Below are 13,305 nucleotides of genomic sequence, written 5' to 3' on the forward strand. Positions count from 1 at the left end.
TGCACCCTTATGCACCGTCACGGTCAGTTTCCGGAGATGACCATCCGCTGCGCCGTCCCGCCCGTGGCGACAACGACGCGCGAATCGGCAGAAAAAAGCCCCGGACGGAGCCGGGGCTTTCAGTTGTTGGCAGTACTTTTTTAGCTTCGGTCGTTTGTTGACGTGCTCAGTAGCGCGCGATGACCGGTGCGTCGAACTTGTAGCTCGCGCGCACGACGGCCCACTGGATGTCGCGCGGCTTGGCATCGAAGGTGTAGTTACCCGAGGTGCCGCCGAGCTGATAGGTCTGGCTGCCGAAGGCCGCGTAGTTGTATTCGAGGCCGACGATCCAGTTGCGGGTGATGCCGTATTCCCAGCCGGCGCCGACGGTCCAGCCGTTGGCCCAGTGGGTCTGACCGCCCGAGCCCGTCGAGGGCGCAACGGTGTCGCTGACGTTGAGACGGTTGTTCACGCCGGCATAGCCGCCCTTGATGTAGAACAAATTGTTCTGCACGGCGAAGCCGGCGCGGCCGACGACGGTCGCTAGCACGTTGGCGCGCCAGGTGAAGATGTCGTCAGCGGCGCCGAAGGCGGTGTTGACGACCGTACCCTTGTTGTCGAGGCCGGAGATCGTGCCTTCCATGCCGAACACGTAGTTGTTGGCCTGCCAGTTGTAGCCGATCTGAGCACCGCCCATGATGCCGGCGCCACGCTGGCGATAGCCCTGGCCCGGAACGAGATCGCCGAACGGCGCGCCGGTCCCGTTGTTGATGAACTGCTCGTTGGTCCATGCGCCACCGATGTGGCCGCCGACATAGAAACCGGTCCAGTTGAACAGCGGCTCCGCATAGGCGGGCGCCTTCATGTAGCGCGCACCGAGATCGGCGGCTGAAGCGGCGCCGGTCGAAACCAGAGCGGTCGTGCAGGCGAAGGCGGCAATCAATTTGTTACGCATGGTACACCCCGTGTCCTTTGATGGGTGCACGGTCACACGCAGGTCTTACTCAAATTTGAATCAAGAAAGTTAAGACGCCGGATTGGCAAGCGGCGCGACGTGAATCCGTTTGCGCTGTTGCGCGCACGCAACGCGCGGCGCGCGATTTAACGCCGCGTTATCCCTACCGACCTCCTGCACTACGACGCCGGCGCGGCCTTGGATTGCACGTGCTCGGGCCGCACGCCGAGCGCAATCAGGCGCGCCGGAATACCCTGGAGCCATGGCAGCGCAGTGATCAGGCGCACGACCAGCGGCACCTTCAGCGGCCGCTCGCCGCCCTGCAGGGCGCCGCTGATGATGTTGTTCTGCACGATCACCTGCATGCGCTGCGTCATCCTCACCGGGAATTCGCGGCGTCGGCGCACGGCATCGAGTTCATTCTCGGTTGGGCAGCCCTGCCGAAGCTTGCCGGCCAGCAAATTGGCGGTCGCAACTGCATCCTGCACAGCGAGATTGACACCGACGCCGCCGACCGGCGACATCGCATGCGCGGCATCGCCGATGAGAAGCAGGCCCGGCCGCGTCCAGCGCGCCAGGCGGTTGATCGCGACGGTGAGCAGCTTGACGTCGTCAAAGCTCTTCACATCGGCAATGCCGGATCGAAGGATCGGCGCCATGCGCACGACGTCGTCGAGCAGCGCCTGCAATCCCCTCGCCTTCACCGCCTCGTATTGTCCCTTCGCGATGACATAGGCGCACTGCCAATAGTCGCCGCGGTCGAACGTGACCATCATCTTTCCGGGCTCGACGCGCGCGAACAGGTTCTCGGTCTCGTCCGCCTTGCGGCCGACTCGGAACCACAGCACGTCCATCGGCGCGCCGATCTCCTCGACGCGGAGCCCCGCACGTTCGCGCACCGTCGAATGCCGGCCATCGCAGGCAACGGTGAGATCGGCTTCGATGTCGATCGGCCCATCCGGCGTCATCGCACGCACGCCGGCGACGGTCTCGCCGCGGCGGATCAGATCGACGGCCTCCGTATTCATCATCACCTTGAGCGAGGCGAAGCGCTGGCCGGCCTCGCGCAGGAAATTCAGGAAGTCCCATTGCGGCATGAAGGCAATGAACGGGTACTTGGTGCGGAGCCGGCGGAGATCGGCAATCCGCACGGGCGTGCCGCCAAACAGGCCGTCCATCATCTGCAGGCGCTGGTGCGGCAGCTTCAGGAACCCATCGATCAGGCCGAGCTCGTCCATCACCTGGAGCGTCGAGGGATGCACGGTGTCGCCGCGAAAGTCGCGGAAGAAATCCGCATGCTTCTCCAGCACCACGACGTCGATGCCGGCGCGTCCCAGGAGATAGCCGAGCATCATGCCGGCCGGCCCGCCGCCGACGATGCAACATCGGGTTCTCACGGAGTGACGCACGGTGTGCTCTGGGGTATCAGATTCCGTCATCAACTCCTCGCTTACAACTTTAGTACTCTGTGCGGTGCAACAAGCCGGAATTGGTTTGCCGCAATGCCGAATGGCCGGTAGCGTTGCTGATAATTTCGATTGATTTCAGGATGATCCCGCGTTGCGCACCATACTGATAGTGCTTGGCATCTGGCTGCTGATCAACGTGCTTTTCGTCGTGATCATGCTGCCGCCGCGCAAGCCGCGGAAGCCGGATCCTCAGGAGGCGGGCACGCTCGCGCCGGCACGGATCGACCAGAACGGCTATCCGTTCGAGGAACAGGAGAAGGTCCTGCTTCGCCATGTGGTCATCTCGATCGCCATGGGGACGTTCTTCTCGCTTGCGCCGCCCTTGATGGAAGCGATCGACGCCATCAAGCGCTACATCGGGAAGCGTCGCGGCTAGTTTCCCGCGCCAACTGCGCTCGCCGCCCAACAATGGAACCGCAGACCGCTCAGTTGTTGCTGCGGTTCGCGGCCCGAAAACTCTTGATTTCCGACACGCTGCCATCGCGGTAGGTCAGTTCCACCGAGACGAACTGCGTCGCCGGGGCAAGCTTCATGTAGAGCGGCATGCCGGCGCTGATCGCGCTGGGATCGCGCATGTCGCAGCCCGGCATCTTCAACACCTGGTTCGGAACGGCGGTGTCGATGCCGATGCGCACCTCGCGGATGGCGCAGCGGTAGGACACGAGATGCGTGTAATAGACGAGCAGCCCGTTGAACTCGCGGAACGACAGCCAGCTCGTCGCGGTCATGTCGAGAATCTTGCGCTGGTCGCGGATCAGCGCGGCCTCGGGATCGAACCTGATCGGGAATGGCCCCTGCATGTCGCCGGACTGATCGACATAGCGGACCTCGATGGTGCCGGCCTGCGCATCCGGCGGCAATTCGATCGACGGGTTCGGCATCCGCTTGCGCGTGCGCGGATCGAGCGTGTCGATGAAGCCGGTCTCGCGGAAATCGCCATTGCCGGCCATGCGCCAGGAAATGCCGAGCGTCGGGTCGGCGAAGGAGAACACCACGCTCCAGCCGCCATTGTGCCGCGAGAAGCTGGCGATCGGCGCGTTGGTGGTTTCTTCCTTCGGCACGCGCGGTACCGACACCGGCGGGAGAGCCGCGAGCTTCTGCGGCGGCGGATCGGCCGGGCGCGCAGCGGCCGTCGCGTCCTTGGCAACACCACTGAGGAACACGTCGTCGACCATCTGGTCGAAATAGACCGGCACCTGCCTGTGCTTGACGGTGTCGGCCATCTCGCTGACGAGACGGCGGGTCCGCTGCGCCACCTGCACCAGATTCTCGCCGGGCTGGAGCAGCTCCTTGGCGAAGGTGCGCGTGAACACCGAATTGGGATTGGCGTCGTCGTTGGAGAGACGATCGAGTGCAGTCTGGCGGGGACCTGCGGAGAACACCGAGAACACACCTTCGGGCAGCTGCACCATCGGCGCGAGGCCGCCGCCGCCGGCGACCGCGCGAGTGCCTTTGCGCTCGAACGGGTTGTTGCGGCAGGCGTCGAACACCAGGATCGACGTGCGCGCCTTCTTGTTCTGAAGGCGCTCGACGATGCGGTCGGCCAGGATGGAAGCGTCGCGCACCAGCTCTTCCTGCCCTTCGGTCGCCGCCGGTACGTCAGTCGGCAGCAGGTAGTTCTGGCCCGCGATCTCGAAGCCGTGGCCGGCGTAGAAGAAGAATGCGGTGTCGCCGGGCTCGATCGTCCTGTCGAACGCGAGCAGCGTCTCGGAGAATTGCTGCCGGCTCTGGTTCTCGGCGACCATCACCGAGAAACCGAGCTGCTTCAACGTATCGCCCATGGTGCGGGCGTCGTTGACCGCCTTGAGGAGCTTGGGGACGTTCCTGTAGTCGTTGTTGCCGACGACGAGCGCAACGCGTTTCTCGGCTTGTGCGGGCAGCGCGAAGCCGCTCAGGCTCATCGCAAGGCCAAGGGCCGCCAGAATTCTGAAAAGCCGACGCGTCATCGCAAAATTCCCGTTTCAGAACGGCGCTCCGCCGGCCGCCTCGAACAGCGATTCATTGGAACCCTCTGCCGTTGAGGATAGTCGGTCCAGCCATGTCGACGGTTCAACGCCGAGAGCCCACGGGTTCCGTCATCAGGACTATGGCAGATTCCTCCGGAATCTGCTTTTTCTAGGCAGCTGCGCTGCGAGCGGGGGCTGCCGTGTATCGATGGTGTACTGACGAGGTCGAGCCGCATGACCGGTTCGACTATTGGCGCGAGGTCCGGTCCAAGGGCCTGTTCGGCGTCACCGCCGAACTCGAGCGCGAGCGCCGCGCGGACTTCTACGGCGAATTCTCGCTGCGCCAGCTCGGCGGCGGTGGGCTCGTCGAGCTGAAGGCGTCGCACTATACGGTCGAGCGCAGCAACTCCGACATCGCCTACGCGCCCGGCGACAGCATCTGCGTCTACCAGCAGCTCGGCAGCGGCGGCTGGTTCGGCGGCATGCGCACCGGCGACTTTGCGATCGCCAACGGCAGCTTCGCCACCAGCCATACCGACCAGCCCTATCGCACCGCGCCGCTCGGCGCAGGCGGCTTCCACCTGCGCATCCTGAAGATCCCCGTGAGCAGGCTCTCCACGCAGGACAGGCGCATGCGCGAGCTTGCGCCCCGGACCTTCAGCGATCCCGGCCTGGCGCCCCTGCTCGGCGCCTGCTTCGCCGACCTCGATGAAGCCGCCGCGGGCGATAACGGCGCCACTGATGCGACCTCAGTCGCCCAGACCTCCTTGGATCAAGCCTCCTCGGATCAAGCCTCGCTCGTCCAGGCCTTGGCCCATCTGGCCCTGATCGAGCGCGGCATCGTGCGGCCCGGCAGCCGCCGTGGGCAGGCCGCGCTGCGGACCGCCCGGCTCTCACAGGCGCGTCGCCTGATCGCGCGCCATCTGCAAGACCCCGATCTGGCGCCGGCGATGGTGGCCGACCAGCTCGGCGTGTCCGTGCGTCACCTGCACATGCTGTTCGAAACCGCGGCGAAGAGCTTTTCGCAGACCGTGACGGACGAACGCCTGAAACAGAGCCGCCGCCTGATGCGCGAGGCGCCGGACCGGCTGATCGCCGATATCGCGACCTCCTGCGGCTTCGAGAGCCTGGCGACCTATTACCGGGTCTTCAACGCCGCCTACGGAATGGCCCCCGGCGATTTCCGGGCCCGGGGCCCGGAAGGGCGTTAGCCGTCCCTCCGGCAGCTATCGCCCGGTTAACGGTGGAGGCGGAAAAGCCCAGCCGGGCCCGCTATTTGAGCAAAAACATCAGGTTTTTTAGGGTCTTCCCGCGCCCGCTCCATTGACTTTGGCCGATTCCCGCCTATGTTCCGGGGCGACGCGGCTCAGATCGAAGACCGATTCTTGAGCCTTGCGCTTTGTTCGCGTGAGTCAGCACCCCCAGCTTCTTTGAGAGCGCGCCGTTTCGGGGTGGAACGCGACAGCCTTAATTACCCTCGATTCCGAACGGCGGTTTCGACCAGAGGCTCAATGTCCTTTTCAAATCTCGGACTGTCTGAAAAAGTCCTCGCCGCAGTGGCGGCCACCGGTTACACCACCCCCACCCCCATTCAGGAACAGGCGATCCCCCACGTCCTCGCACGCAAGGATGTGCTCGGCATCGCCCAGACCGGCACCGGCAAGACCGCGGCCTTCGTGCTGCCGATGCTCACCATCCTCGAAAAGGGTCGCGCCCGCGCGCGCATGCCGCGCACGCTGATCCTGGAGCCGACCCGCGAGCTCGCGGCGCAGGTGAAGGAAAACTTCGACCGCTACGGCGCCGGCCAGAAGCTCAACGTCGCCCTGCTGATCGGCGGCGTATCCTTCGGCGACCAGGATGCCAAGCTGACGCGCGGCGTCGACGTGCTGATCGCCACCCCCGGCCGCCTGCTCGACCACACCGAGCGCGGCGGCCTGCTGCTCACCGGCGTCGAGCTGCTCGTCATCGACGAAGCCGACCGCATGCTGGACATGGGCTTCATTCCCGACATCGAGCGCGTCTGTAAGCTCGTCCCGTTCACGCGGCAGACCCTGTTCTTCACCGCGACCATGCCACCGGAAATCCGGCGCATCACCGAGACCTTCCTGCACAATCCGCAGAAGGTCGAGGTCTCCAAGCCCGCCACCACCGCCGTGACCGTCACGCAGTGTCAGGTCCCGGCCGGGCGCGAGGCGCATGAGAAGCGTGAATTGCTGCGACGCCTGCTGCGCGAGGCCAAGGATCTCCAGAACGCGATCATCTTCTGCAATCGCAAGCGCGAGGTCGCCGTCGTTCACAAATCACTGCAAAAGCATGGTTTCAGCGTCGGCGCCCTGCATGGCGACATGGACCAGTCGGCCCGCACGGCGGCGCTCGAACAGTTCCGCAAGGGCGAACTGCCGCTGCTGGTCGCCTCCGATGTTGCCGCCCGCGGCCTCGACATCCCTGAGGTCAGCCACGTCTTCAATTTCGACGTCCCCCACCACCCCGACGACTATGTTCACCGCGTCGGCCGCACCGGCCGCGCCGGCCGGTCCGGCATGGCGATCTCGCTCGTGACGCCGCTCGACCAGAAGTCGATGGTGGCGATCGAGAAGCTGATCGGCCAGAGCATTCCGCGCGCCGAGGGCGATTTCGAAGTGCCCGCGGACGCAGGCGAGCAGAGCGCACGTTCGCGCGAACCGCGCGGGCGCGACCGTGAACGTTCCCGCGGCGGACGCGGCAAGCCGCAGCGTGGCCGCGATCGTGAGCGCAGCCACGAGCCCCGCGAACCGCGCGGCGAGGCGAGGCCTTCCGCAGAGACACAGCCCGCTCCTGAAGCGAGACCTGCACGTGAGCCGAGGCCCGCACGGGAGGCGAGGCCTCCGCGTGAAGCGAAGCAATCATCCGAGCCGCGCGGTGGATCGCGCCAGCAAGCCAATCCATCGCATGTGCCGTCGATCGGCCGCCCCGAGCCGCGCCGCCAGCGCGAGGCCGATACCGAGCCCGGCGATCACTCGCACCTTCCGGCGTTTCTGCTCCGGCCAGTGCGTTCTCCCGCCGGCGCCTGACGCGCCGGCGCGACTCAGGTTCGGTTGAGCAGAGCCGCTTCACACTTATTCTGATGCATTCGCGAACGTCTGTTTACAGAGCGTTCACGATCGTCCGTTAGCCTGCGAACATAATTTAAGTATTGCTGCGGTCGATGGCGCACCGACCGCTGTGGGGTATGTTCAGTGGTCAAGGTGCTCGACGAACACGAACGCACGATGGCGTTCGCCGAAGTGGCTCTCGGTCAGATCCGCTCGCTTCGACAGACTGCAATTCCCCGCAATTACGAGATCTGGTACGTCTACGCCACCGGCTATAACGCGCCGCTCAACAAGATCATCAACGAGACGCTGGCGCGCCACGGCAAGCTGACCGAAGGCGATCTCGAGCAGATCTACGAGACCTATCTTTCCCACATCAAGACCACCGACCGCATCGACAAGGTCGGCGCACGCGTCATCGGCGAGATCGACGACGTGATGACGGTGCTGAGCGAAGCGCTCGGGATGACCGGCTCCTACGATGCCAGCCTGTCGGGCGCGACCGAGCAACTGTCGTCGGCCAAGAGCCGCGACCAGATCAGGTCGATCGTCGAGACGCTGCTGCGTTCGACCAGCGAGATGCGTGAGACCAACAAGGCGCTGGAAGACCGGCTGACCCTGTCCAAGAACGAGATCAGCAATCTCCAGCAGAGCCTGGAGGCGATCCGCGCCGAGAGCCTGACCGATCCGCTGACGGGGTTGGGCAATCGCAAATATTTCGATCGCATGATCGGCATGGCCGTGCAGAGCGCGCTCGCCTCGGGCGAGCCGCTGTCGCTGCTGCTGTTCGACATCGATCATTTCAAATCGTTCAACGATTCCTACGGCCATCTCACCGGCGACCAAGTGTTGCGGCTGGTCGGCCTGTCCATGAAGCAGACCATCAAGGGACAGGACATCACCGCGCGCTATGGCGGCGAGGAATTCGCGGTCCTGCTGCCCAACACCGCGCTGCGCCAGGCCCTCACCGTTGCAGATCACATCCGCCGCGCCGTGATGGCGAAGGAATTGAAGAAGAAATCGACCGGCGAGATCCTCGGCCGCGTCACCATCTCCGTCGGCGTCTCCATGCTCAAGCAGGGCGACGACCCCGACGCGTTGATCGAGCGTGCGGATGCCTGCCTCTATGCCGCCAAGCGCAACGGGCGCAACCGCGTGATCTGCGAGGCCGATCCGGAATTCGCGATCGAGTCGCACAGCCGGGTGGCCTGACGCCGAAGCAGCGCGCCGAAGAGACSGCCGGCGCTTGACATTCCAACCCGCCGAACGACATCTTCCCCGCCGCCCGACTGCGAGCGTCGAGAGGACTTGTCGTCTTGCCCAATCCCCATGACTTTCACACACCGCAGCCGTCGTACACCAGGGATGAACTGCTGAGATCGAGCGACGGCGGCTATTTCGGCCCGGGCAACGCGCAATTGCCGGCCCCGCCGATGCTCATGATGGATCGCATCACCGAGATCAGCCTGGACGGCGGCGAGTTCGGCAAGGGCCACATCGTCGGCGAGCTCGATATTTTGCCCGGCCATTGGTTCTTCGATTGCCACTATCGCGGTGACGCGATGATGCCGGGAAGTCTCGGCCTGGATGCGATGTGGCAGATGATCGGCTACTGGCTCGGCTGGTCGGGCTCACCAGGCAAGGGCCGCGCCATTGGCGTCGGCGAGGTCGAAGCTACGGGATTGGTCACACCGGAGACGCGACGCGTGCGCTACGAGGTCGCCATGCGCATGGTCCGCCGCGGCAAGCTGGTGCTCGGAATTGCCGACGGTCGTGTGCTTGCCGACGGCGTCGGTGTCTTCATGGCCAAGGACATGAGGGTCGGACTGACCAAGGCCGTAGATTGATCCTCAGGTCCCGTAGGGTGGGCAAAGGCGCGCAGCGTCGTGCCCACCATCTCGGCATAACTATCTCGAACGGTGGGCACGCTTCGCTTTGCCCACCCTACGCACCGCCTTCTTGGCCACTTTCTTGGCTAGCTGCTTCTTCGCCACCGCCTTCTTCCCCTTCGGCCGCTTCTTCACCTTGGCGCGCTGGGCGGCGGCAAGCGCTGCCCTTGCCCATTGCGCRAGCTCCTCGGAATCGTCGAACAGGCGCGCCGGCAATTCCCAATAGGAATTCACCAGCACAGTTTTGGCGCGGGTCGAATACTGAAACGGCTTCGAGCCTTCCGCTTCAAAGTCCGGGATGGTGACCTCGTCGGCGCGGAAGAACAGGCCCGCGCGCAAGGCGAGCGCGAAGTTGATGCCGTCGGCGGAGACGCCGTAGCCGGAGAACATTTTTCGGATGGTGACGGGGCCGAAATCGGCGAACAGGTCGATCAGGAATTCGCGGTCCATGGCCAAGCTGTCTCCCCACGGTCGTCCCCGCGAACGCGGGACCCATAACCACAGGGAGGAGTTTAGCGAAGACTACCAGCCAGGAAAGCTTGGTACTGATACCGAGCGTCATCGCCAGATCACGCGGTATGGGTCCCCGCGTTCGCGGGAACGACAGCGACTTACCCGTCGATCTTCGCGGGCCGCAGCTCGACCGACTCGCCGCAGCCGCAGGCGGAGACCTGGTTGGGGTTGTTGAAGACGAACTGGGCCTGCATCTTGTCGGCCTTGTAGTCCATCTCGGTGCCGAGCAGGAACAGCACGGCCTTGGGATCGACCAGGATCTTGACGCCCTTGTCCTCGACGACCTCGTCGGTCGGGCGGACATCATGGGCGTATTCGACCGTGTAGGACTGGCCGGCACAGCCGCCGTTCTTCACGCCGACGCGCAGGCCCACGATCTCGGAATCGGCGCGGCTCGTTAGCTCGCTGATGCGCTGGGCGGCGGCATCGGTCAGCCGCATCACCTGCGGACGCGGGCGCCGCGGTTTCGGAGTGGATGCTGGTGTTGGGCCGGACGATATCTGTGTCATGTCAGTGATGTGGTCCGTTGCTGAGCGAATTCAATGCCAGAGTTACGCGTCACCACATATTGAGGACGAGACGGGCCTCGTCGCTCATGCGTTCCGGCGTCCATGCCGGCTCCCAGATCACCTTGACGTCGACCACGCCGACGCCGGGGACGCTGGCGACCGCGTTCTCGACCATGGTCGGTAGCTCGCCGGCGGCCGGGCAGTTCGGCGTCGTCAGCGTCATCTGGACGTCGACGGAACGGTCGTCCTTGATCTCGACCTTGTAGATCAGGCCGAGCTCATAGATGTCGGCCGGGATTTCCGGGTCGAACACGGTTTTGAGGCCAGCGATGATCTCGGTGGTGAGACGCTCGGTCTCCTCCGGCGGCAACGCCGAATGGGTCTCCATCGGATTGGCTTTGATTTCGGCCGTGTCACTCATGAGAACAAATCCCGCGCCTTCAAAAGCGCCTGAGCCAGATGATCGACTTCTTCCCGCGTATTATACATGCCGAACGACGCCCGGCATGTGGCCGTCACGTTGAACCGCTCTAAAAGCGGCATCACGCAATGGGTGCCGGCGCGCACCGCGATGCCCTGGCGGTCGATCACGGTGGCGACGTCGTGGGCGTGTGCGCCCTTGAGCTCGAAGGAGATCACCGGGCCCTTGCCCCGGGCGGTGCCGATCAGCCGCAGCGAATTGATCTCGCGCAGCCGGTCCTGGGCATAGGTGGTGAGATCGTGCTCGTGGGCGGCGATGCGCTCCTTGCCGATCGAATTGACGTAGTCGATGGCCGCGCCAAGGCCCACGGCCTCGACGATCGCGGGCGTGCCGGCCTCGAACTTGTGCGGGGGATCGCCATAGGTGACGATGTCGCGCGAGACCTCGCGGATCATCTCGCCGCCGCCGTTATAGGGACGCATCGCGACGAGGTGGTCGTACTTGGCCCAGAGGATGCCGATGCCGGTCGGCCCGTAGACCTTGTGGCCGGTAAAGACGTAGAAATCGCAGCCGAGATCCTGGACGTCGACAGGCAGATGCACCGCCCCCTGGCTGCCGTCGACCAGCACGGGAATGCCGCGCGCATGCGCGATCTTCACAACGTCCTTGATCGGGACAATGGTGCCGAGCGCGTTCGACATCTGCGTGATCGCGACCAGCTTGGTCTTCGCGGTCAGCAGCTTCTCGAACTCGTCGATGAGGAAGTTACCCTCGTCGTCGACCGGCGCCCACTTGATCACGGCGCCATGGCGTTCCCTGAGGAAATGCCACGGCACGATGTTGGAGTGGTGCTCCATGATCGAGATGACGATCTCGTCGCCCTCTTTGATGTTCGGTTCGCCCCAGGACGACGCGACGAGGTTGATCGCCTCCGTCGCGTTGCGGGTGAAGATGACCTCTTCGGTCCGCGGCGCGTTGATGAACTGCGCAACCTTGCTGCGACCGCCCTCATAGGCCTCGGTGGCGGCATTGGCGAGGTAATGCAGGCCGCGATGCACGTTGGCGTATTCGGACGTATAGGCCTGCGTCATGCGGTCGAGCACGGCGCTCGGCTTCTGCGCCGAGGCGGCGTTGTCGAGATAGACCAGCGGCTTGCCGTAGACCTGCATGGCGAGCGCCGGAAAATCCTGGCGCACGCGTGCGACGTCGTAGGCACCGTTCTTGACTGCGGGATGCGTGCTCATTGGCGCCGCTCCAGCCAGCGCTCGGCGATGCCGATCACGTGCTCGCGCAAACCGTCATCGGCGATCTGCTCGATCGCCTCCCCCACGAAAGCCTGGATCAGCAGCGCCTGGGCCTGCTTCTCCGGCAGACCACGCGCCTTCAGATAGAACAGCAGGCTGTCGTCGAGCGCGCCGGCAGTGGCGCCGTGGCCGCAGGAGACGTCATCGGCGAAGATCTCGAGCTCCGGCTTGTTGTCGGCCTCGGCTTCGTCCGAGAGCAGCAGCGCGCGGGTCATCATCTTGCCATCGGTCTTCTGCGCATCGGGACGGACGATGATGCGGCCCTGGAACACCGAATGGGCGCGATCGTCGATCACCGCGCGGAAGACCTCGCGGCTGACGCAGTTCGGCACGGCATGATCGACCACCAGCGTGGTGTCGCCGTGCTCGGTCTTCTGCAGCAGGTTCACGCCGTTGACGGAGAGGTCGCTGCCCTCGCCCGCCATCGTGATGAAGCCCTGCAGGCGGCTGACGGCAGCGCCAGTCGTCATGTTGAAGAAATTGAGCTTCGTGTTCGCCCCGACGGTCACGAACTGCGAGGTGACGTTCACCGCGTCGGGCGCATCGTCCAACAGGCGGATATGCGCGACGTCGGCATTGTCGCCGACCGAGAGGATGACGGCGTCGTTGACCTGGTAGGCCTTGGCACCGGCCGCCACAAAGCTCTCGATGATGGTGGCGCGAGCGCCGTTCCCGACCGCGATCCGCGAACGGCTGAAAGCCGACGCGGACGAAGCGGTCGCGATGTGGATGATCTGGATCGGCGCGGACAGCTGCGCACCGTCGGCGATCGACAACACGACGCCGTCGGTTGCCAGCGCCGCATTCAGCGCGATCACGGCATCGGTGGCCGCGGTCTTCAGGAGACCTGCGTCCTTCTCCAGCGCTTCCCGCAGCGTCTTGAGGCCCGCCTCAGAGGCAAGCGCCTTGACGTCGGAGAGATCGGCCGCGAACACGCCGTCGACCAGCACCAGCTTGCGAGCACCGGCGATCGCGTGCACCTTGACGGCGTCCGCGGCGCGCTTCAACGCGGCCGCATCGGGGCTAGTCGCAAGCGGCAGCACCTCGCCGACCAGCGCACGCAGGTCGGTGTATTTCCATTCCTCGATCCGGCGATGCGGCAGGCCGAGACGCTCATAGGTCTCGAACGCCTCGCGGCGTACCGCGATCACAGAAGGCGAACCCGGCAGGCGGCCTTCGGCGCTGGCGAAGAGATCGCTCACCGCACGGCCGTTTCCGGTCTTTGCCACAGCAACGTTCATCCTAAAAT

13 protein-coding genes are annotated in these 13,305 nt (G+C 64.7%); 5 read left to right on the forward strand and 8 right to left on the reverse strand.

The genetic code is table 11. The features are described 5' to 3' along the window. Window positions 1-166 precede the first annotated feature (166 nt). A complete protein-coding gene (locus tag AC1DW2_RS11540; RefSeq protein ID WP_071914298.1) occupies window positions 167-934 on the reverse strand; it encodes an outer membrane protein in 768 nt (255 codons plus the stop codon). 179 nt (window positions 935-1,113) lie between these two features. Then, window positions 1,114-2,373, reverse strand: a complete 1,260-nt coding sequence (locus tag AC1DW2_RS11545) for an FAD-dependent oxidoreductase (protein ID WP_477006062.1) — start codon at window positions 2,371-2,373, stop codon at window positions 1,114-1,116. Between the two features lie 121 nt (window positions 2,374-2,494). Here AC1DW2_RS11545 and AC1DW2_RS11550 point away from each other — a divergent pair, with 121 nt between their 5' ends. Beyond that, on the forward strand, window positions 2,495-2,779 hold the full coding sequence (locus AC1DW2_RS11550; RefSeq protein ID WP_063983514.1) for a hypothetical protein: 285 nt from the start codon (window positions 2,495-2,497) through the stop codon (window positions 2,777-2,779). A 49-nt stretch (window positions 2,780-2,828) separates the two neighbouring features. Here the strand turns inward: AC1DW2_RS11550 and AC1DW2_RS11555 are convergent, their stop codons facing one another. Then, window positions 2,829-4,349, reverse strand: a complete 1,521-nt coding sequence (locus tag AC1DW2_RS11555; RefSeq protein ID WP_477006063.1) for a caspase family protein — start codon at window positions 4,347-4,349, stop codon at window positions 2,829-2,831. Between the two features lie 200 nt (window positions 4,350-4,549). On the opposite strand from AC1DW2_RS11555, the gene AC1DW2_RS11560 reads away from it, so the two are divergent. From AC1DW2_RS11560 to fabA, 4 genes are all read left to right on the forward strand, one after another. After that, window positions 4,550-5,560: a helix-turn-helix domain-containing protein gene (locus tag AC1DW2_RS11560; protein ID WP_477006064.1), complete on the forward strand. Its 1,011-nt coding sequence runs from the start codon at window positions 4,550-4,552 to the stop codon at window positions 5,558-5,560. Window positions 5,561-5,860: 300 nt separating this feature from the next. Beyond that, window positions 5,861-7,399, forward strand: coding sequence for a DEAD/DEAH box helicase (locus AC1DW2_RS11565; RefSeq protein WP_063983517.1), 1,539 nt, complete (start codon window positions 5,861-5,863; stop codon window positions 7,397-7,399). Between the two features lie 165 nt (window positions 7,400-7,564). After that, a complete protein-coding gene (locus tag AC1DW2_RS11570; protein ID WP_477006065.1) occupies window positions 7,565-8,632 on the forward strand; it encodes a GGDEF domain-containing protein in 1,068 nt (355 codons plus the stop codon). 104 nt (window positions 8,633-8,736) lie between these two features. Beyond that, window positions 8,737-9,267 (forward strand): bifunctional 3-hydroxydecanoyl-ACP dehydratase/trans-2-decenoyl-ACP isomerase, encoded by a 531-nt coding sequence (gene fabA / locus AC1DW2_RS11575; protein WP_477006066.1) that lies wholly within the window; start codon window positions 8,737-8,739, stop codon window positions 9,265-9,267. 60 nt (window positions 9,268-9,327) lie between these two features. On the opposite strand, the gene AC1DW2_RS11580 is transcribed toward fabA, so the two are convergent. From AC1DW2_RS11580 to sufD, 5 genes are all read right to left on the reverse strand, one after another. Next, entirely contained in the window at window positions 9,328-9,759 is a 432-nt protein-coding gene (locus AC1DW2_RS11580) for a TfoX/Sxy family protein (RefSeq protein ID WP_439034892.1), read from the reverse strand. A gap of 161 nt (window positions 9,760-9,920) precedes the next feature. Beyond that, window positions 9,921-10,331 (reverse strand): HesB/IscA family protein, encoded by a 411-nt coding sequence (locus AC1DW2_RS11585; RefSeq protein WP_071914312.1) that lies wholly within the window; start codon window positions 10,329-10,331, stop codon window positions 9,921-9,923. A gap of 49 nt (window positions 10,332-10,380) precedes the next feature. Next, the gene (locus AC1DW2_RS11590; protein WP_071914314.1) at window positions 10,381-10,752 is read right to left on the reverse strand and encodes an SUF system Fe-S cluster assembly protein; all 372 of its coding nucleotides are present in this window, start codon (window positions 10,750-10,752) and stop codon (window positions 10,381-10,383) included. Further along, window positions 10,749-11,996, reverse strand: coding sequence for a cysteine desulfurase (locus tag AC1DW2_RS11595; RefSeq protein WP_071914316.1), 1,248 nt, complete (start codon window positions 11,994-11,996; stop codon window positions 10,749-10,751). Before AC1DW2_RS11595 ends, AC1DW2_RS11590 begins: the two co-directional genes overlap by 4 nt. Beyond that, a complete protein-coding gene (gene sufD / locus AC1DW2_RS11600) occupies window positions 11,993-13,297 on the reverse strand; it encodes a Fe-S cluster assembly protein SufD (RefSeq protein ID WP_477006067.1) in 1,305 nt (434 codons plus the stop codon). The genes AC1DW2_RS11595 and sufD overlap by 4 nt, the downstream gene beginning before the upstream one ends. Between the last annotated feature and the right edge of the window lie 8 nt (window positions 13,298-13,305).

It is taken from the genome of Bradyrhizobium sp. P3_C3 (assembly GCF_056402655.1).

Bases quoted from the DNA above. Each gene is read 5' to 3' on its own strand.
- AC1DW2_RS11540 (WP_071914298.1), bottom strand. From the start codon at position 934: ATGCGTAACAAATTGATTGCCGCCTTCGCCTGCACGACCGCTCTGGTT.
- AC1DW2_RS11545 (WP_477006062.1), bottom strand. From the start codon at position 2,373: ATGACGGAATCTGATACCCCAGAGCACACCGTGCGTCACTCCGTGAGA.
- AC1DW2_RS11555 (WP_477006063.1), bottom strand. From the start codon at position 4,349: ATGACGCGTCGGCTTTTCAGAATTCTGGCGGCCCTTGGCCTTGCGATG.
- AC1DW2_RS11565 (WP_063983517.1), top strand. From the start codon at position 5,861: ATGTCCTTTTCAAATCTCGGACTGTCTGAAAAAGTCCTCGCCGCAGTG.
- AC1DW2_RS11585 (WP_071914312.1), bottom strand. From the start codon at position 10,331: ATGACACAGATATCGTCCGGCCCAACACCAGCATCCACTCCGAAACCG.
- AC1DW2_RS11590 (WP_071914314.1), bottom strand. From the start codon at position 10,752: ATGAGTGACACGGCCGAAATCAAAGCCAATCCGATGGAGACCCATTCG.
- AC1DW2_RS11595 (WP_071914316.1), bottom strand. From the start codon at position 11,996: ATGAGCACGCATCCCGCAGTCAAGAACGGTGCCTACGACGTCGCACGC.
- sufD (WP_477006067.1), bottom strand. From the start codon at position 13,297: ATGAACGTTGCTGTGGCAAAGACCGGAAACGGCCGTGCGGTGAGCGAT.